Raw genomic sequence first — 20,755 nt, 5'->3', positions numbered from 1 at the left:
AAGGAATGCGCGGCTTGTTTTCGTTTATGCATTAGCATATACACAAAATCATTCATGCTGCGTCCAGGCGGCAAGAGAGCAAGTCCCCGGCGCTTACGCAAGTCAGCGACAGGGGTGAGCAAACGTAGCCAACACTACGGCAGCCTGAAGAATGACGTGTATAAAAGGGGCATATGGCTGGACGAATCCCACGCGTATTCATTAATGACCTGCTGGCGAGAACCGATATCGTCGATCTGATCGACGTGCGCGTAAAACTCAAGAAACAGGGCAAGAACTATCACGCGTGTTGTCCATTCCATAATGAGAAAACCCCTTCTTTCACCGTAAACGGTGAAAAACAGTTTTATCACTGCTTTGGATGCGGCGCGCATGGCAATGCGATCGACTTTTTGATGAATTACGACAAGCTCGAATTTGTCGAAACCGTCGAAGAATTAGCGGCCATGCATAACCTGGAAATTCCCTATGAAGCAGGCACCGGGCTTAGCCAGATAGAGCGCCATCAACGGCAAAACCTCTATCAGTTGATGAATGGTCTGAATGACTTTTATCAGCAGTCGCTTACCCATCCTGCGGCAAAACCTGCGCGTGACTATCTGCAAAAGCGCGGTCTGAGCGCTGAAATTATTCAGCGTTTCGCCATTGGCTTCGCGCCGCCAGGTTGGGATAACGCGTTAAAGCGCTTCGGTAATAACAGCGATAACAAGGCATTGTTGCTGGATGCCGGGATGCTGGTCAATAACGAGCAGGGCAGCACTTACGATCGTTTCCGTAATCGGGTCATGTTCCCTATTCGGGACAAACGCGGCAGGGTGATTGGTTTTGGCGGTCGAGTTCTGGGGAACGACACGCCGAAATACCTTAACTCTCCGGAAACGGACATTTTCCATAAAGGCCGCCAGCTATATGGTCTTTATGAGGCTCAGCAATATAGTGCTGAACCGCAACGCTTGCTTGTGGTCGAAGGTTATATGGATGTCGTCGCACTAGCGCAATACGACATTAACTATGCGGTCGCCTCGCTAGGTACCTCAACCACGGCAGACCATATGCATATGTTATTCCGGGCGACGAACAACGTGATTTGCTGTTACGACGGCGACCGGGCTGGCCGTGATGCCGCCTGGAGAGCGCTGGAAACAGCAATGCCTTATATGACCGATGGTCGGCAGGTACGCTTTATGTTTTTACCTGACGGCGAAGACCCGGATACGCTGGTGCGTAAAGAAGGCAAGGCTGCTTTCGAAGCGCGGATGGAGCAGGCGCAGCCGCTCTCTACGTTTCTGTTTAATAGCCTCCTGCCGCAGGTGGATTTAAGCTCGCCGGATGGCAGCACGCAGTTAGCCGCGCTGGCGCTGCCGCTCATTAATCAGGTGCCTGGCGACGCGCACCGTATTCAGTTGCGCCAGACGTTGGGGCTGAAGTTAGGCATTTTCGATGATAGTCAGCTTGATCGTTTAGTGCCAAAACAGGCGGAAAGCGGCGTTTCCCGCCCGGCTCCGCAGCTAAAACGCACGACCATGCGTATACTGATAGGATTACTGGTGCAAAATCCGGATTTCGCGCCGTTAGTGCCGCCCTTAGACGCGCTGGATCAGAATAAGCTGCCTGGACTTGGCTTATTTAAAGAATTGGTCAAAACTTGTTTGGCTCAGCCAGGTCTTACTACCGGACAACTTCTGGAACTCTACCGTGGCACAAATGATGCTGCGACCCTTGAAAAATTATCGATGTGGGACGATATAGCAGATAAGGCGATTGCCGAAAAGACCTTTACCGACTCACTCAACCATATGTTTGATTCGCTGCTGCAACTGCGACAAGAAGAGCTGATCGCTCGCGATCGCACTCACGGTTTAAGCAGCGAAGAACGCCGAGAGCTCTGGACGTTAAATCAGGAGCTGGCCAGAAAATGAATTTAACGGCTTAAATGCCGCATATCGATCGGGAAGCCCCCGACAGCCGCAGTGAGAGGCAGCGGCCAAAATATAAGTATGCCCTCGCTTTAAATGTCGACAGCTATACCGTCGACACCAATCAAACGAATAAGTGTGGATACCGTCTTATGGAGCAAAACCCGCAGTCACAGCTGAAACTTCTTGTCACCCGTGGTAAGGAGCAAGGCTATCTGACCTATGCTGAGGTCAATGACCATCTGCCGGAAGATATCGTCGATTCAGATCAAATTGAAGATATCATCCAAATGATCAACGACATGGGTATTCAGGTAATGGAAGAAGCGCCTGATGCCGATGATCTGCTGCTGGCTGAAAATACCACCAGCACCGATGAAGATGCGGAAGAAGCTGCTGCACAAGTTCTGTCCAGTGTTGAGTCTGAAATCGGTCGTACGACTGACCCGGTACGCATGTATATGCGTGAAATGGGCACTGTTGAACTGTTGACCCGGGAAGGCGAAATCGACATCGCTAAACGTATCGAAGACGGGATCAACCAGGTTCAATGCTCCGTTGCCGAATACCCGGAAGCCATTACCTATCTGCTGGAACAGTACGATCGCGTTGAGGCTGAAGAGGCTCGTTTGTCCGATCTTATCACCGGCTTTGTCGATCCGAACGCGGAAGAAGAGATGGCGCCGACCGCAACTCACGTCGGTTCTGAACTCTCCCAGGAAGACCTGGATGATGACGAAGACGAAGATGAAGAAGACGGCGACGATGACGCCGCCGATGACGACAACAGCATTGACCCTGAACTGGCACGCGAAAAATTCGCTGAGCTGCGCGCGCAATACGTCGTTACGCGCGACACCATCAAAGCGAAAGGCCGCAGCCATGCTGCCGCGCAGGAAGAGATTCTGAAGCTGTCTGAAGTGTTCAAACAGTTCCGTCTGGTACCGAAGCAATTCGACTATCTGGTCAACAGCATGCGCGTGATGATGGATCGCGTGCGTACCCAGGAACGCCTGATCATGAAGCTCTGCGTCGAGCAGTGCAAAATGCCGAAGAAGAACTTTATCACGCTGTTTACCGGTAACGAAACCAGCGAAACCTGGTTCAACGCCGCTATCGCGATGAACAAACCGTGGTCGGAAAAACTGCACGATGTCGCGGAAGAAGTGCAACGCTGTCTGCAAAAACTGCGGCAGATTGAAGAAGAGACCGGTCTGACCATCGAACAGGTGAAAGACATCAACCGTCGAATGTCCATCGGGGAAGCGAAAGCCCGCCGTGCGAAGAAAGAGATGGTTGAAGCGAACTTACGTCTGGTTATTTCTATCGCTAAGAAATACACCAACCGTGGCTTGCAGTTCCTTGATCTGATTCAGGAAGGCAACATCGGTCTGATGAAAGCGGTAGATAAGTTTGAATACCGTCGCGGCTACAAGTTCTCCACCTATGCAACCTGGTGGATCCGTCAGGCGATCACCCGTTCTATCGCCGATCAGGCGCGCACCATCCGTATTCCGGTGCATATGATTGAGACCATCAACAAGCTCAACCGTATTTCTCGCCAGATGCTGCAAGAGATGGGCCGCGAGCCAACGCCGGAAGAGCTGGCTGAACGGATGCTGATGCCGGAAGATAAAATTCGTAAGGTGCTGAAGATTGCCAAAGAGCCAATCTCCATGGAAACGCCGATCGGCGACGATGAAGATTCGCATCTGGGTGATTTCATCGAGGATACCACCCTCGAGCTGCCGCTGGACTCTGCCACTACCGAGAGCCTGCGTGCCGCCACTCACGACGTTTTGGCTGGCCTGACCGCTCGTGAAGCGAAAGTGCTGCGTATGCGTTTCGGTATCGATATGAACACCGACCACACGCTGGAAGAAGTGGGTAAACAGTTCGATGTTACCCGCGAACGTATCCGTCAGATCGAAGCGAAGGCGCTGCGTAAACTGCGCCACCCGAGCCGTTCTGAAGTGCTGCGCAGCTTCCTCGACGATTAATTCGCCGCACACGTATAAACGCCGCCGCAAGGCGGCGTTTTTTTATCAGGCCATGCGCAAGCGCCCTATTTGGCCTGCAGAATTTCTACACAGCGCGAGTATTCGCGCCCTCATTCCCCATTGCTATAGCCCACGCATAATGAGCGCTTGATCCAGTTCGCGATAGGCCTCGACCAGTTTTTCCGTTTTAATTCGGTTTAAGCCACTGGGATTCGGCAACACCCACACCATCGTCGCGCCAATGGCGATCTTTTGTTTACCCCAGGCGATACCGCGCTGGCTGAATCCCTGTTCAAAAGCCTGTTTACCAAGCACCGCCAGCGCCGCGGGCTGGTAGTCCTCTATCTTTTCAATCAGGTTTCGTCCGCCGCTACGTAATTCATGCAACTTCACCTCAGTCGCTTGTACCGTCGGTCGATCGACGAGTTTCGTTACCCCGCAGCGAAAATCCAGTAATTTTTCCGCCTCTTCCGGTTTCAACTGTCGATCGGTGAAACCGGCCAAATGAATAACTTTCCAAAAACGATTCGCGGGATGCGCAAACGGAAAGCCGGTATTCGCCGAGGAGAGTCCCGGATTGATGCCGCAAAAAACCACCCGTAGCCCTGGCGCCAGTATGTCCTTAACCATTATTACTCCTGAGCAATACAACGTTCTTTAAGTATAACGGGTTGAAAACACATTGTTTATAAAAACAGCACCCGCACGGTTACGGCTGGATTACAGCGTAAAGTTACATTATAATCCACCGCCGCGGCCCCTTAGCTCAGTGGTTAGAGCAGGCGACTCATAATCGCTTGGTCGCTGGTTCAAGTCCAGCAGGGGCCACCAAATTTTAGCTTTAAAATCATATAATTAAGCCACTCTAAAGAGTGGCCTTTTTGTTTCTGACAGGGCTCACCCCATACCGCTATTTACGATGCCAATAGGCTGCCGCACGTACCAGGTGTGGATCAAACCCCTTTTCAAAGCACTGACTTAAACGTTTTACCGTTTTGCCTTCGCCAGTAATCCAGATGAAATAGTCTGATTCTGGTATTGTCAGCTGCGACAGGCGCGTTTGCATTGCCTGTTCATCGCCGCCAACAACATATTCCACAGTAATATCCGTCAAATGGGCGAGATAATCGCGATATGCCGCATCCTGAATGCTCACCAGCGCGGTTACCGCAGGGCGCGCAGGCAGACGGCTAAGCGATTCCAGACGACGACGTAGCGCAGGCATACCGGACTCATCGCAGACATAAACCTGACAGGCATAATCTTCCGGCACCACCAGCGAACCGCGCGGCCCGCCGATCGTCAGTGTATCGCCTTCACGGGCTTCCATTGCCCAACGGCTGGCTACGCCGCCATCGTGGATAAAGAAATCCAGCGCCAGCTCGCGACGCGCCTCGTCATACAGCGGCGTGTAATCCCTGGAGACCGGACGAACGCCCTCCCCCCAGATAATGCCTTCCTCAGTGACTGTCGGAGGCGTAAAGCGACAGCCTGGCTCAGGGAAAAAAACTTTCGTGTGATCGTCAAAGCCCAGGGAGGTGAAACCGTCCAGCGCCTCGCCGCCAAGTACGATCCGCTGAAATCCTGCGCTAATACGTTCTACCCGCAGAACGGTCAGCTCGCGAAAACGCAGTTCATTACGAACACGCTGTGGATAGCGTGCGGATGATGTCGTCATTTTTTGCCTTCGTGAAGTAATACGATATATCTAAATTAAAGTTTTAAATGATAATGATTGTTAATCAATAAAAATGCAACTGTTTTTTGATAGTGTTCTGGCAACGCGTCGCTAACTATAACCTTAGAATAAAATGTTATAAATTAATAGATTATCGCAACAATGGCTTTTACCCTTGCTAAAACCCATTATTTAGATATAAATTAGATATATCTAAATAAGCAGGAGGCAATGATGCAAAATCAACATGAAGGGTGTTGCAAAAACCGGGATCATAAGCACGATGGTTGCTGCAAAGATCGAGAACATCAGCATGAAGGCTGCCATAGCGCGCATCAGCATGAGAACGCCAGTTGCGGCGGCGAACACCGTCACGGACACGGCTGTGGTCGTCATGGACAGGGCGGTGGTCGACGCCAGCGATTTTTTGGCCACGGGGAACTTCGGCTGGTCATTCTTGATATCCTGACCCGGGACGCCAGCCACGGCTATGAACTGATTAAAGCGATAGAAAACCTGACGGGGGGCGGCTATACGCCAAGCGCTGGCGTGATCTACCCTACGCTGGATTTTTTACAGGATCAGCAATTTATCACGATTAGCGACGAAGAAGGCGGGCGGAAAAAAATCGCGATTACCGCGAACGGCGCGCAATGGCTTGATGAAAATCGCGAACACCTGACGCATATTCAGGCGCGGCTAAAAGCCCGTTGTGTGGGCATGGAGTTACGTAAAAATCCGCAGATGAAGCGGGCGCTGGATAACTTCAAGGCCGTGCTGGATCTGCGGATAAACCACAGCGATATCAACGACGCGCAAATCAAACGCATTATCGGCGTGATTGATCGCGCGGCGCTGGAAATCGCCGAACTGGATTAAGCGGGCTGCGTGTCCTCTTCGCGGACGCGGAACACGTTAACCAGCTCTTTTAAATGTAACGCCTGTTCGTTCAGCGACGCCGCGGCGGCAACAGACTCTTCCACAAGGCAGGAGTTTTGTTGCGTGGCGGCGTCAATCAGGCCAATCGCGCTGTTAATCTGCGAAATACCGTCAGTTTGCTCGCGGCTGGCCTGCCCAATCTCACGTAATATCACATCCATCTCTTCGACGTTATCCACCATGCCATTAATCAGGGCGCTGGCTTTCTCCACCAGGTGCATCCCTTCCTGAGTCTGACTGGTTGAATCTTCAATCAAATTACGGATTTCACTGGCTGACGAGGCGCTCTTTTGCGCCAACTGGCGAACCTCTCCGGCGACAACGGCAAAACCACGCCCATGTTCGCCCGCGCGCGCCGCTTCAACCGCCGCGTTCAGCGCCAGAATATTGGTCTGAAAGGCAATGGAATCAATGATATTGATGATATCCGACATACGATTTGCCGTGTCGTTAATGACGCGCATTTTCTGCGTCACTTGATTCATCATCTCCCCATTGTTTTTCACTACGCTGGCGGCGCTGGCAGAGAGTTTGGTCGCTTCACTGGTATGGTCAGCCGTATTTTTAACCGTGGCGGTAATCTGTTCCATCGACGCCGCCGTTTCTTCAACCGAGCTGGCCTGCTCTTCCGTACGCGCCGCCAAATCCTGGTTACCGGCGACAATTTGCGCCGCCGCTGTGGAGATACTTTCCGAACCGTTTTGCACTTCCTGTACGATATCCAGCAGACGCGTTTTCATCGCCATTAACGCTTGCAGTAGTACGCCTGTTTCATCTTTATAGTCGGTGGTGATATGACGAGTCAGATCGCCATCGGCAATCGCCTCGGCAAAGCGTACTGCGTCATCAAGCGGCCGGGTAATAGAACGCACAATATACCATCCCATTACGCCTCCGGCGGCGATGCTTATCAGCGCCAAAGTGATTAACAGCGTCCGATTATTTTTAAAATCCTCTTTGACCTGCACGCTCGCTTCATGCATCTGCGCGTCCTGAACGGCGATAAGTTCCTGGACTTTGTCCTTATAGACTTTTTGCACCTGCACCGTTCTGGTCATCATCTCCTGAATGGCCGCCTGACGATTATTGCTTTGAATATCTTTCAAAATACGGAATCTGGACTCCAGGTATTGCTGGCGCGCTTCACGGATCTCATTAATGATTTTCTGTGAATCCGCATCGTGACTATTTTCCCTGGAAAGCTCATCCAGTAGCGCCGAAATGCGCTGGCTTATCTCACTGAGTTCTTTCTGCGAGCTCTGGCTCCAGCGCCCCTCTTCATCCAGTAACATGAGCTGCTGCGCGATGATGAAATCATTAAAATTATCGATTAACAGATTGGCTTTTACCGTGGTGGGATAATCATTGGTAATAATGTCCTGCATACCCGTATTAGCCCGATCAAGGCTAAACAAAGACAGAGCGGAACTCACCACCATGAGAACAATGAATAAGCCAAAGGCCATAAATAATTTTGAACGTATTTTAATGTTATGCAAAAACATATTTTCTCCCTGGGATTGCATATCCTCATACAGGAAGATTTATCGGCAATAATGTTACTAACTTTATGATATTGATCGCTTTTTATTTCGGAACATTATTAGTAAGTAATATTTATTGTTCACAGAAAGATGAACCAAAAGTGACATAAACTGGCACTAATAATGAAAGAAATACGCTAAAAGGTTAACCATTTCTTATTTATTAACTGAGTTTATACCTATTAATAGGTAGACAAGGGAGAAGGAATAAATATCACATTATTTTTAACATCACAGGCCACTGGTACTCTCTATGATGGCAGGCACCGCCTTCTATCAGAGCACATCCGCCCGGTAAGCTTGTTGCTACCGGGCGGATGTCATTACCGTTGCTACCTACAAATAAACTTAATGCAGTACCGTGACCGCATCCTCCAGCCGGCTGGCACGGTGTTTTACCATTGCGGAGACTTGTGCGCTCTCTTCCACCAGCGCCGCATTTTTCTGGGTTATGCGGTTCAACTCGTCCACGGCGCGAGTCAGGCTGGAAAGCCCATCTGTCTGTTCCTGCGTCGACTGACTGATCCGTGCGATAAGCAGGGTGACATTTTGCACCTGGGCTACAATGTCATCCATGGTACGGCCTGCGGCGTGAACCTGCTCGGAGCCTGACTGCACCTTTGTTGCGCTGGCATCAATTAATTTACGAATATCGTTCGCCGCGTTAGCGCTGCGGCTGGCAAGATGGCGTACCTCGCCAGCAACCACGGCAAACCCTTTCCCCTGCTCGCCCGCTCTCGCCGCTTCTACCGCCGCATTCAGCGCCAGGATATTCGTCTGAAAAGCGATATCGTTAATTAGCGTGGTGATCGTCCCGATACGTTGCGTACTGTGAGCGATATCATCCATCGTTTTAATCACCGTATCCATCGCCTCACCTCCCTGAGTCGCCGCACTACTGGCCGCCATGGAAAGCTTATCCGCAGCGGAAGCCGTCTCGGAATTGAGCTTCACGGACTCCGCCATCTGGTTCATGGTCGTTACCGTTTCCTGAACATTCTCCACGGTCTGACGGGTGTGTTCGTTCAGATCATTGTTACCCTTCGCCAGCCTTTCACTGCCGTTTCTGACGCTGGAAACCTGACTTGATACGTCATTGATCAGCCAGCGGCACATCAAGCCAAGCTGCCCTACGGCCCTCAGCGTCAGCCCCAACTCATCGCTACGATTAAGATGTTGTACGCTGTTGCGTTCGCCGGTCGCCACTTTCAGCGCCTGCGTCGCCACATTTTCAATGGGACGCACAATTTGCCATTCCAATAGCGCCGTACCTGCCAGCATCGCCAACGCGCCCAACAGCAACGCCTGCCATGACGCATCCGTACCGAACAGAGCCAACGCCAGCATTACGGCCATTAGCCCCATAATGCTACGCACTCGCCAGCGAACAGGCATCGCGGGCAGTTTGCCCAGCAAGCCCTGACGAACCACCAGGCCTTTATGAATACGTTTACTACACCGCCCTTCATTTAGCGCCTGATATAAAGGCTCGACGGCGGCAATCTCATCATCCGTGGCGCGGGTACGGATCGACATATATCCCGTCACACGCCCTTCACGTATCATCGGTACCGCGTTGGCCCGCACCCAATAATGGTCGCCGTTTTTACGCCGGTTTTTCACAATGCCGCTCCACGGTTCGCCCTGTTTTAGGGTGTACCACATATCTGCGAAGGCAGCTTTCGGCATATCCGGATGACGCACCAGATTATGTGGCTGCGCCAGTAACTCGTTTAACTGATAGCCGCTCACCTGGACAAAAGTGTCATTGGCGTGAGTGATATAGCTTTCCAGGTCGGTCGTAGACATCAGAGTGGTATCATCATCCAGCGGGGTATTTAGCTGGCTGACGTAGGGATGAGAAGACATGATAGCGTCCTGTGCAGGTTATCTGGATGTTAATTTTTCGCTCAGATGTTATTTCGGCGCTAATCTATTTATCTTTAGTTGTTAAAATTGCTCTGGATCGCAATTTGCGATTAATCCTTAATATTTGTACGATTTTCACCTCATCCTGCGCCTTATTTTCATTATGAAATTGTTTAGCGTGGACAACCTTTTTCTTTAAAATCTGCCCTGGCTCACCTTTTTCTCACGCCGCCGCTAACGCAACACACCGTAAACCGTAAAACAAGATCTGCTCAAAATGCATCCAATTGTTAACAAATGATATTAAATGTTGTGTAAATGTGATTATTCCTGGTGTTTATCCCGATTTTCACTATGGGCTTAGACCCCAGCTAATCCCTGCAATACTTAATTCAGTATCATGTGATACACGGCCCTCTGGAGCTCATTTTGAACAGGTTACCTTCCAGCGCATCGGCTTTGGCCTGTAGCGCGCACGCACTGAATCTCATCGAGAAGCGAACGCTAAACCATGAGGAAATGAAAGCACTAAACCGAGAGGTCATTGACTACTTTAAAGAGCATGTAAATCCAGGATTTCTGGAATACCGGAAATCTGTTACCGCCGGCGGGGATTACGGAGCCGTAGAGTGGCAAGCGGGCAGTTTGAATACGCTTGTCGACACCCAGGGGCAGGAGTTTATCGACTGTCTTGGGGGGTTTGGCATCTTTAACGTGGGGCACCGTAATCCTGTTGTGGTATCCGCCGTCCAGAATCAACTCGCAAAACAACCTCTCCACAGCCAGGAGTTACTTGATCCCTTGCGGGCGATGCTGGCAAAAACGCTGGCGGCGCTGACACCGGGGAAACTCAAGTACAGCTTTTTCTGTAACAGCGGCACCGAATCCGTCGAAGCGGCGCTAAAACTGGCAAAAGCGTATCAGTCGCCGCGCGGCAAGTTTACCTTTATCGCCACCAGCGGCGCATTTCACGGCAAATCATTGGGCGCGCTCTCCGCCACGGCCAAATCCACCTTCCGCAGACCCTTTATGCCTTTACTGCCGGGCTTCCGCCATGTGCCGTTTGGCAATATCGACGCGATGAGCATGGCATTTAGCGAAGGCAAAAAAACGGGCGACGAGATAGCAGCCGTGATTCTGGAGCCTATTCAGGGTGAAGGCGGGGTGATCCTACCGCCGCAGGGATACCTGACAGAGGTACGTAAGCTCTGTGACGAATTCGGCGCGCTGATGATTCTGGATGAAGTACAAACCGGCATGGGGCGTACCGGCAAGATGTTTGCCTGTGAGCACGAAAATGTGCAGCCTGATATTCTGTGTCTGGCGAAAGCCCTGGGCGGCGGCGTGATGCCGATTGGCGCCACCATCGCGACTGAAGAGGTGTTTTCGGTTCTGTTCGACAACCCCTTCCTGCATACCACCACTTTTGGCGGTAATCCGCTGGCTTGTGCTGCCGCGCTGGCGACCATTAACGTCCTGCTGGAACAAAATCTCCCGGCCCAGGCGGAACAAAAAGGCGATACGCTCCTGGATGGTTTTCGACAACTTGCGCGTGAGTATCCCAATCTGGTACACGATGCGCGCGGCAAAGGTATGTTGATGGCCATTGAATTTGTCGACAACGAAACGGGCTACCGTTTTGCCAGTGAGATGTTCCGTCAACGCGTGCTGGTCGCTGGTACGCTGAATAATGCGAAAACAATTCGTATTGAGCCACCGCTCACGCTAACCATTGAACTGTGCGAACAGGTATTGAAATCAGCGCGTAATGCGCTGGCGGCGATGCAGGTGAGCGTTGAAGAGGTTTAAAAACGATGCCGGATGGCGCTGTGCTTATCCGGCCTGTTTTCCCCGGGTCGCGGCCTCTTTTTTGAATCCCATCACAATCACCACATTCCCCTTTTCCCTTTTACCTCGCGACGGCTACAGTAGTAACTCATCCGACCACATAACAATAATTTTACATACTGGATACGCTTATGAGCTACCCATCGCTGTTCGCCCCGCTCGATCTGGGCTTTACTACTCTCAGAAACCGCGTGCTGATGGGATCGATGCACACGGGTCTGGAAGAACATCCTGATGGCGCTGAGCGCCTGGCGGCATTTTATGCCGAGCGCGCGCGACACGGCGTAGCGTTAATCGTCACTGGCGGTATTGCGCCCGTTCCCTCCGGAGTCGTGATGACCGGCGGCGCGATGCTGAACGATGCCAGCCAGTTAACGCCTCACCGCGTGGTGACCGATGCCGTACATGCGCAAGGCGGTAAAATCGCGCTGCAAATTCTGCACACCGGGCGTTACAGCTATCAGCCGCACCTGGTCGCGCCGTCGGCAATTCAGGCGCCAATCAACCGCTTTATGCCGCATGAACTGACGCATGATGAAATCTTGCAGTTAATCGACGACTTCGCGCATTGCGCGCAACTGGCGCGGGAAGCAGGCTACGACGGCGTAGAGGTGATGGGATCAGAGGGCTATCTGATTAATGAATTTCTCACGCGGCGAACTAACCATCGCGATGACGAATGGGGCGGCGACTATGCCAGCCGTATGCGCTTCGCGGTTGAGGTAGTACGCGCGGTACGCCAGCGGGTAGGGAACGACTTTATTATTATCTATCGCCTGTCGATGCTCGATCTGGTGGAAAATGGCGGCACGTTCGACGAAACGGTACAACTGGCGCAAGCCATTGAAGCCGCAGGCGCAAGCCTAATTAATACCGGCATTGGCTGGCATGAGGCGCGAATCCCGACCATCGCCACGCCAGTACCGCGTGGCGCCTTTAGCTGGGTGACGCGGAAACTCAAAGGTCATGTGTCAGTTCCGCTGATCGCGACCAATCGCATTAACGATCCGCAGGTCGCCGAGACGATCCTGACGCGCGGCGATGCCGATATGGTGTCGATGGCGCGTCCCTTCCTTGCCGATGCCGAATTCCTGACTAAAGCGCAATCCGGACGCGCAGATGAGATCAATACCTGTATCGGCTGTAATCAGGCCTGTCTGGATCGGATCTTCATCGGCAAAGTGACCTCCTGTCTGGTGAACCCGCGCGCCTGTCACGAAACCCACATGCCGATAACGCCGGCCATACGCAAAAAGAACCTGGCCGTTGTCGGCGCAGGCCCGGCGGGGCTGGCTTTCGCGATTAACGCCGCGTCGCGCGGCCATCATGTCACGCTGTTTGACGCTCAGAGTGAAATTGGCGGTCAGTTTACTATCGCCAGGCAGATCCCGGGTAAAGAGGAGTTTTACGAAACGCTGCGCTACTACCGTCGAATGATCGATGTTACTGGCGTTACGCTGAAACTGAACCAACGGGTGAACGCAGAGGATCTTCAGCCGTTTGACGAAGCGATCCTCGCCTGCGGAATAGTACCGCGCCGCCCGCCGATAGACGGTATCGATCATCCAAAAGTATTGACCTACCTGGAGGTATTGCGCGATAAAGCGCCGGTTGGTAAGCGAGTGGCGATCATCGGCTGCGGCGGGATCGGTTTTGACACGGCCATGTATCTGAGCCAGCACGGCGAATCCACCAGCCAAAATATTGCTGAGTTTTGTACGGAATGGGGAATTGATACCAGCCTGCAGCAGGCAGGCGGTCTGCGTCCGGAAGGCCCGCGCCTGGCACGTAGTCCACGGCAAATCGTCATGCTGCAACGCAAAGCCAGCAAGCCGGGCGAAGGATTAGGAAAAACCACCGGCTGGATCCATCGCGCGACGTTACTGGCGCGCGGCGTGAAGATGATCCCGGCGGTCAGTTACCAGAAGATCGACGACGACGGATTACATCTCTTGATCGGCGGCGAACCGCAGTTGCTGGAAGTGGATCATGTGGTGATCTGCGCCGGACAGGAACCTCGCCGCGAGCTGGCGGACCCGTTACGCGCCGCAGGTAAAACGGTACATCTTATCGGCGGATGCGATGTCGCGATGGAGCTGGATGCCCGACGGGCGATTGCCCAGGGCACCCGACTGGCGCTGGAGATTTAACGACTTTGCCTGATGGCGCTGCGCTTATCGGGCTTACGTCGTCATACCGGTTTTACAGGCCGGTATGACGCTTGAGCGCCTTATCGACGGCGTCCCTGCTTCACCGCTTTCAAAATAACAAATTTATTGTTGGTTGCTATCGTCGCGCAATTACCGAAAATCTTCTTCAGCTTGTGGAAATAGTCCAGATGGCGGTTCGCCACAATATACAGTTCGCCGTTGATTTTCAGGCAGCGGCGGGCATGATGGAACATCTCCCAGGCGATATTATCCGTCAGCGCATGTTTCTGGTGGAACGGCGGGTTGCAGAACACAGCGTTAAAACGGAACGGCTCCACGCCGGAGAGCGCATTGTTGATCATAAATTCGCAGCGTTCGAACGCTTCCGGCAGGTTCGTTTCTACATTCAAACGGCTGGAATCTACCGCCATCGGCGATTCATCGACAAATACCACTTTCGCCTGCGGATTTTTCGCCAGTAAGCTCAGGCCAATCACCCCATTGCCGCAGCCGAGATCGACAATCTCCCCGTCGAGGTTTTCCGGCAAATGCTGCATAAAGAAGCGCGCGCCGATATCCAATCCGGTACGAGAAAACACATTCGCGTGGTTGTGAATCGTCCAGCCTGTATCTTCCAGTTTCCAGCTTAGCGTTTGCGGCGCGTCGGCCAGTTGCGGATGACTGAAGGTACAGTTAATCAGGCGCGCTTTCTTCCACGCCAGCGTCGTCGTGGTTGGGCCCAGCACTTTTTCAAACAGTTCCAGCGTAGAGGTATGAATATCACGCGCTTTCGCGCCGGCGATAATACGCGTTTGCGCCGTAACGACCTTACGCAAAGCGCGTAACTGCTGTTCCAGCAATGCCAGTGTTTTCGGTACCTTAATCAATACCACGCCCGGCGCCTGCGGGTAGTCAGCGGTACTGTCGAGAAACGTTACGCTGGACTCCGCGATGCCGTTATGGCGTAAATTCTCTCGCGTACCCAGTTCGCTTAAATACGAATCGCCAATACTGTATGGCGAATGCTCCGCCAGCGCACAGCTTAGCGCGCCAAACGTATCATTCAGGATCAGCACCGGGCCGCGAATTTCCGTCTCATCCAACTGTTGCAGCAGATACTCATCGGCCGCCTCCCACGCCAGAAGCGGGTTAACATCATCCGTTTGCGGAAAACGTTTCAGCGTCAGTGAACGGAAACCGTCGTCTACGTGGCTCATTAGGCCTCCTGAATGGTAAAATTGCGGCGTTATCCCTGAAAAGGGTGCGTGAGTATACACTTTTTATCAGCAACATGGAGCTTTGATGACCTCACTAACTTACCTTCAGGGGTATCCGGAACATCTCCTTGCCCAGGTGCGCGCCTTAATCGCCGAGCAGCGCCTGGGAGCAGTGCTGGAAAAACGTTATCCCGGCGCGCATGATTACGCCACTGACAAAGCGCTATATCACTATACTCAGGAACTGAAAAGTCAGTTTCTGCGCAATGCGCCGCCCATTAATAAAGTGATGTATGACAGCAAGATCCATGTGCTGAAAAATGCGCTGGGACTGCATACCGCTGTCTCGCGCGTTCAGGGCGGCAAGCTCAAGGCAAAGGCGGAGATCCGCGTCGCCACCGTGTTTCGTAACGCCCCGGAGCCATTCTTACGGATGATTGTGGTTCACGAGCTGGCGCACCTGAAAGAGAAAGATCATAACAAAGCGTTTTATCAGCTCTGCTGCCATATGGAGCCGCAGTACCATCAACTGGAGTTTGATACGCGACTGTGGCTGACGCATCAGGCGCTGTCGGCACAATAAATTCTGAAAATGCCCCTTCCCCCGTATCTTTTTAACGGCGTGGGCATAAAATCGGCGCGTTCACATTTCGCTCATTGCCTGCCGCCACGTCAAGGATGACGATCTGTAGAGGGTATTTTTTATCCACCGCCAACGGAACCGCGCAACGACCATGCTCCCACAATGTGCCCGTTTTATCCGCCGCCTCTGTTTTACACGTCGGGCGTTAACAGTGGCGTGCTTTCTGCTTGTCGCAGCAGGCGTCGCGCTTTTCTATTCTAACTGGCTTATCGTCAACGCCTCGCAGCATCTGACATGGAATGATATTCAGACCGTTCCCGCCCGCAACGTCGGGCTGGTGTTAGGCGCGAAACCCGGCAATCGGTATTTTACCCGGCGGATTAATACTGCCGCCGCGTTGTATCACGCCGGTAAAGTGAAGTGGCTGTTAGTCAGCGGCGATAACGGCAAAAAAGAGTACGATGAACCTTCGGCGATGCAGCAGGCGCTGATAGCGAAAGGTGTGCCGGAAGCGGCCATTTTTTGTGATTATGCCGGATTCTCCACGCTGGACTCCGTGGTTCGCGCCCGGAAAGTGTTTGGCGAAAGCCGCATTACGATTATCTCGCAAGCATTTCATAATCAACGGGCGATCTGGCTGGCGCAACAATATGGCATTGACGCTATCGGCGTTAACGCGCCGGATCTGAATAAAAGGCACGGAACCTACACACGACTTCGGGAAAAGCTGGCGCGGGTTAGCGCAGTGCTGGATGCCAAAATTTTGCATCGTCAGCCTAAATATCTGGGCGCTGGCGTCACTATTGGGGCTGATAGCGCACACGGGTGCCCTTCTCGCCAGTAAAATGCCAGAGTGCGTCGCAGCGCACTGGCAAGGGCGGAAAGGCGTGCTACATTGACGAAAAATCCCTTTCTGGAGTCCGCTGACGTTTATGATACGTTTCGCTGTAATTGGGACTAACTGGATCACGCGCCAGTTTGTCGACGCCGCCCATGAAACCGGCAAATTCAGGCTCGCCGCCGTTTACTCCCGTAGTCTTGAACAGGCGCAGTCTTTCGCAAATGATTATCCCGTCGAGCATCTGTTTACCTCGCTGGAAGCGATGGCGCAAAGCGACGCGATTGAGGCGGTTTATATCGCCAGCCCGAATTCCCTGCATTTCTCCCAGACGCAGCGCTTTTTGCAGCATAAAAAGCATGTCATGTGCGAAAAGCCGCTGGCTTCTAACCTGGCGGAGGTTGATGCCGCTATCGCCTGCGCGCGCGATAATCAGCGGGTACTGTTTGAAGCCTTTAAAACCGCCTGCCTGCCCAATTTCCTGCTGCTGCGGGAATCGTTGCCGAAAATCGGCAGAATGCATAAAGCATTCCTAAATTACTGCCAGTACTCTTCACGTTATCAGCGCTATCTGAACGGTGAAAATCCGAATACGTTTAATCCGGCCTTCTCCAATGGTTCGATTATGGATATCGGGTATTACTGTCTGGCGTCGGCGATCGCGCTATGGGGCGAGCCGCGCAGTGTTCAGGCGTCGGCGAATTTATTGGAAAGCGGAGTAGATGCGCACGGCGTCGTGGTTATGGATTACGGCGATTTTAGCGTCACGCTACAGCATTCCAAAGTCAGCGACTCGGTACTGGCCAGTGAAATTCAGGGCGAGAGGGGATCGCTGGTCATTGAAAAGCTGTCGGAATGCCAGAAAGTGTGTTTTGCGCCGCGCGGCGCGCTGATGCAGGATCTGACCCAGCCTCAGCATATTAATACCATGCTGTATGAAGCCGGGGCGTTTGCCCAGCTTATTGAAAACCATGCCGTGGAACATCCGGGGTTGTCGCTAAGTCGCGCCACGGCAAAATGGCTGACAGAAATACGCCGTCAAACCGGGGTCATCTTCCCGGCGGACGATCTGACTCATCCCCTTACTGCGTAAAATTATGTAAATCATATGTTACAGGCCATTGACTCTACGCGTGGCCTGTCATACTTTGTTACGCGCAAAGGGGAGTAACTTCATTGCCGGTCGATCGTCATTACGATGTGTGCAAAACCACATCCGGTCACCGGGCAGCCATAAAGGAATGCGTCAGCGTATTCCTTTATTGTTGTAAGTGAGACCTTGCCGAATGGCAAGGTCTATGCATAAAAGCAACGGCTAATGCCATTCGGCGTTAGCCGTTTTTTTTTTGCATAGGGAGAAATAATGAATACTGTTGGTACGCCATTATTATGGGGTGGATTCGCGGTTGTTGTGGTGATAATGCTATCCATCGACCTGTTGTTGCAGGGACGCCGTGGCGCACATGCGATGTCGATGAAACAAGCGGCAGGATGGTCAATCCTGTGGGTAACGCTCTCGCTACTGTTTAACGCCGCTTTCTGGTGGTATCTGGCTGAAACGCAAGGGCGCGAAGTTGCTGACCCGCAGGCATTGGCGTTCCTTACCGGCTATCTGATTGAGAAGTCGCTGGCCGTAGATAACGTCTTTGTCTGGCTGATGCTGTTTAGCTATTTCTCCGTCCCTCCGGCTCTGCAACGCCGGGTGCTGGTGTATGGGGTTCTTGGCGCGATCGTGTTGCGTACTATCATGATTTTCGCCGGTACCTGGCTTATCACTCAGTTCGAATGGCTGCTGTATGTGTTCGGCGCCTTCCTGCTGTTTACCGGCGTAAAAATGGCGCTGGCGAAGGAAGACGAATCCGGCATTGGCGAAAAACCGATGGTGCGTTGGCTGCGCGGGCATCTGCGTATGACCGATACGATCGAGAACGAGCACTTTTTCGTACGTAAAAATGGCCTGTTGTATGCCACGCCGCTGCTGCTGGTGCTGATTATGGTTGAGTTCAGCGATGTGATCTTCGCCGTTGACAGTATTCCGGCGATCTTTGCGGTCACCACCGACCCGTTCATCGTACTGACCTCTAACCTGTTTGCCATCTTAGGACTGCGCGCGATGTACTTCCTGCTGTCCGGCGTGGCGGAACGCTTCTCGATGCTGAAATATGGTCTGGCGGTCATTCTGGTCTTTATCGGCATTAAGATGCTGATCGTCGACTTCTACCATATTCCTATCGCGATTTCGCTGGGCGTAGTGTTTGGTATTCTGACCATTACGCTGGTGATTAACGCCTGGGTTAACCATCAGCGCGATAAGAAACTACGAGCGCAATAATCTTTTATCGGGGTAAACCTGCCCCGTCAAAAACGCCCGACAGCGCACACCTGTCGGGCGTTTTTGTTTAACATGTCACAATACTGTTAATATAAAGTTATAAAACATGATCACAGCAAAAAATCCAGGATATTTCGCTTCCCGAACCTTCAACTTTCCTTATACTCAACCAGGCAAACACTTCGTTACATCCTGAAAGATGCGCCGTAAGAGCGTGCAGGGGATGACCAGCAACACAATACAAGGAATATGAAATGGCTACGCAACGAGCATCAGGGCTACTGCAGCGTTTAGCGCAAGGCAGTCTGGTTAAACAAATTTTAGTGGGTCTGGTACTGGGGATTTTACTGGCATGGATTTCTAAGCCTGCGGCGGAAGCGGTTGGCTTGCTTGGCACCCTGTTCGTCGGCGCCTTGAAAGCGGTCGCCCCCGTTCTGGTGCTGATGCTGGTAATGGCCTCGATCGCCAACCACCAGCACGGTCAAAAAACCAATATTCGCCCTATTCTCTTTCTTTACCTGCTAGGCACCTTTTCAGCCGCGCTGGCGGCCGTTGTGTTCAGCTTCGCCTTCCCTTCAACGCTGCATCTGTCCAGTAGCGCCCAGGATATCGTGCCGCCGTCCGGCATTGTAGAAGTCTTGCGCGGTCTGCTGATGAGTATGGTGTCGAACCCCATCGACGCGCTGCTGAACGCTAACTATATCGGGATTCTGGTGTGGGCCGTCGGTCTGGGATTTGCCCTGCGTCATGGCAATGAAACCACCAAAAACCTCGTGAACGATATGTCTAACGCCGTGACCTTTATGGTGAAACTGGTGATCCGTTTCGCGCCAGTCGGTATTTTTGGTCTGGTTTCATCAACGCTTGCAACCACCGGCTTCTCCACCCTGTGGGGCTATGCGCACCTGCTGGTCGTCTTGATTGGCTGTATGCTGCTGGTCGCGCTGGTGGTCAACCCGCTGTTGGTATTCTGGAAAATTCGTCGCAACCCTTATCCGCTGGTGTTCGCCTGCCTGCGTGAAAGCGGCGTTTATGCCTTCTTTACCCGCAGCTCTGCCGCCAATATTCCAGTGAATATGGCGCTGTGCGAAAAACTGAATCTGGACAGGGATACTTACTCCGTTTCCATTCCGCTGGGCGCCACCATCAATATGGCCGGCGCGGCAATTACCATTACGGTTCTGACGTTGGCGGCAGTTCATACGTTAGGCGTCCCGGTGGATCTGCCTACAGCGCTGCTGCTGAGCGTGGTGGCCTCGCTGTGTGCTTGCGGCGCCTCCGGCGTGGCAGGCGGTTCATTGCTGCTGATCCCGCTGGCGTGCAACATGTTTGGCATCCCGAACGATATCGCGATGCAGGTAGTAGCGGTCGGCTTTATTATCGGCGTATTGCAGGATTCGTGTGAAACGGCGCTGAACTCATCTACCGATGTTCTGTTCACTGCGGCAGCCTGCCAGGCAGAGGACGAACGTCTGGCGAATAACGCCTTGCGTAGCTAAGTGATTATCGATGCTGGATGGCGTATGCCATCCGGCGTAACGATAGATCTGAATCTCCCAATCCGTAGGCTGTGACGTAAAGCGAATTTATATCCACACGCAACATCCTCGCGTAACGTTATATGTAGATGGCGTCTGCCGCGGCGCTCGGTCAGCGTAAAGTATAAAGTGTCAGCCTGTGTAAATCCTCTCGCCACCCTCCCTTGTGATAAGCAAAATCAAAGCTCAACGACGCGTAATTTCTATAACGGACTTCGTTGACCTTTGTTACAATTAGATGCATTTTGAATTTTTGTGTGTTAGTGCTTGCTTACTTCACAACTTAACAAGGAATAGTTCAGG

General features: G+C 52.5%; 15 protein-coding genes and 1 tRNA gene. 11 read left to right on the top strand and 5 right to left on the bottom strand.

What is annotated here, in order from left to right; translation table 11 throughout:
* Nucleotides 1-173 precede the first annotated feature (173 nt).
* Both dnaG and rpoD read left to right on the top strand, forming a co-directional pair.
* On the top strand, nt 174-1,919 hold the full coding sequence (gene dnaG, locus J4613_RS12680) for a DNA primase (RefSeq protein ID WP_111742236.1): 1,746 nt from the start codon (nt 174-176) through the stop codon (nt 1,917-1,919).
* A 14-nt stretch (nt 1,920-1,933) separates the two neighbouring features.
* Nucleotides 1,934-3,916 (top strand): RNA polymerase sigma factor RpoD, encoded by a 1,983-nt coding sequence (gene rpoD / locus J4613_RS12675; protein WP_001120159.1) that lies wholly within the window; start codon nt 1,934-1,936, stop codon nt 3,914-3,916.
* Nucleotides 3,917-4,039: 123 nt separating this feature from the next.
* On the opposite strand, the gene mug is transcribed toward rpoD, so the two are convergent.
* Nucleotides 4,040-4,546, bottom strand: coding sequence for a G/U mismatch-specific DNA glycosylase (mug, locus tag J4613_RS12670; RefSeq protein ID WP_000237776.1), 507 nt, complete (start codon nt 4,544-4,546; stop codon nt 4,040-4,042).
* A gap of 125 nt (nt 4,547-4,671) precedes the next feature.
* Here mug and J4613_RS12665 point away from each other — a divergent pair.
* Nucleotides 4,672-4,747 (top strand) — tRNA-Ile (locus J4613_RS12665).
* Nucleotides 4,748-4,826: 79 nt separating this feature from the next.
* Here J4613_RS12665 and J4613_RS12660 read toward each other — a convergent pair.
* Entirely contained in the window at nt 4,827-5,594 is a 768-nt protein-coding gene (locus J4613_RS12660) for a siderophore-interacting protein (protein ID WP_000213686.1), read from the bottom strand.
* A gap of 231 nt (nt 5,595-5,825) precedes the next feature.
* Here J4613_RS12660 and J4613_RS12655 point away from each other — a divergent pair, with 231 nt between their 5' ends.
* A complete protein-coding gene (locus J4613_RS12655) occupies nt 5,826-6,473 on the top strand; it encodes a PadR family transcriptional regulator (RefSeq protein ID WP_000983434.1) in 648 nt (215 codons plus the stop codon).
* On the opposite strand, the gene J4613_RS12650 is transcribed toward J4613_RS12655, so the two are convergent.
* Nucleotides 6,470-8,038, bottom strand: a complete 1,569-nt coding sequence (locus tag J4613_RS12650) for a methyl-accepting chemotaxis protein (RefSeq protein WP_023993922.1) — start codon at nt 8,036-8,038, stop codon at nt 6,470-6,472. The genes J4613_RS12655 and J4613_RS12650 overlap by 4 nt on opposite strands.
* A gap of 387 nt (nt 8,039-8,425) precedes the next feature.
* On the bottom strand, nt 8,426-9,946 hold the full coding sequence (locus J4613_RS12645; RefSeq protein ID WP_001582503.1) for a PAS domain-containing methyl-accepting chemotaxis protein: 1,521 nt from the start codon (nt 9,944-9,946) through the stop codon (nt 8,426-8,428).
* Nucleotides 9,947-10,375: 429 nt separating this feature from the next.
* On the opposite strand from J4613_RS12645, the gene ygjG reads away from it, so the two are divergent.
* Nucleotides 10,376-11,755, top strand: a complete 1,380-nt coding sequence (gene ygjG / locus J4613_RS12640) for a putrescine aminotransferase (protein WP_001520281.1) — start codon at nt 10,376-10,378, stop codon at nt 11,753-11,755.
* Nucleotides 11,756-11,925: 170 nt separating this feature from the next.
* On the top strand, nt 11,926-13,944 hold the full coding sequence (locus J4613_RS12635; RefSeq protein ID WP_079947264.1) for an NADPH-dependent 2,4-dienoyl-CoA reductase: 2,019 nt from the start codon (nt 11,926-11,928) through the stop codon (nt 13,942-13,944).
* A gap of 80 nt (nt 13,945-14,024) precedes the next feature.
* On the opposite strand, the gene rlmG is transcribed toward J4613_RS12635, so the two are convergent.
* Entirely contained in the window at nt 14,025-15,161 is a 1,137-nt protein-coding gene (gene rlmG / locus J4613_RS12630) for a 23S rRNA (guanine(1835)-N(2))-methyltransferase RlmG (protein WP_000019985.1), read from the bottom strand.
* An 85-nt stretch (nt 15,162-15,246) separates the two neighbouring features.
* Between rlmG and J4613_RS12625 the strand changes: the two genes are divergently transcribed.
* The 5 genes from J4613_RS12625 to sstT all read left to right on the top strand — a co-directional run bounded on the left by J4613_RS12625 (nt 15,247) and on the right by sstT (nt 20,413).
* Nucleotides 15,247-15,744, top strand: a complete 498-nt coding sequence (locus J4613_RS12625) for a M48 family metallopeptidase (protein WP_000202966.1) — start codon at nt 15,247-15,249, stop codon at nt 15,742-15,744.
* 151 nt (nt 15,745-15,895) lie between these two features.
* On the top strand, nt 15,896-16,588 hold the full coding sequence (locus J4613_RS12620; protein ID WP_000937454.1) for a vancomycin high temperature exclusion protein: 693 nt from the start codon (nt 15,896-15,898) through the stop codon (nt 16,586-16,588).
* Between the two features lie 88 nt (nt 16,589-16,676).
* The gene (locus J4613_RS12615) at nt 16,677-17,675 is read left to right on the top strand and encodes a Gfo/Idh/MocA family oxidoreductase (RefSeq protein ID WP_000617682.1); all 999 of its coding nucleotides are present in this window, start codon (nt 16,677-16,679) and stop codon (nt 17,673-17,675) included.
* Nucleotides 17,676-17,945: 270 nt separating this feature from the next.
* Nucleotides 17,946-18,914 (top strand): TerC family protein, encoded by a 969-nt coding sequence (locus J4613_RS12610; protein ID WP_001098833.1) that lies wholly within the window; start codon nt 17,946-17,948, stop codon nt 18,912-18,914.
* A gap of 254 nt (nt 18,915-19,168) precedes the next feature.
* Entirely contained in the window at nt 19,169-20,413 is a 1,245-nt protein-coding gene (gene sstT, locus J4613_RS12605; RefSeq protein WP_000235363.1) for a serine/threonine transporter SstT, read from the top strand.
* The last annotated feature ends 342 nt before the right edge of the window (nt 20,414-20,755 follow it).

The organism is Salmonella sp. 32020114201800008SM (assembly GCF_017572025.1).
Classification (GTDB): Bacteria; Pseudomonadota; Gammaproteobacteria; order Enterobacterales; family Enterobacteriaceae; genus Salmonella; species Salmonella enterica.
Note: the sequence above shows the minus strand (reverse complement) of the source record. Positions and strands in the feature narration are given on the sequence as shown.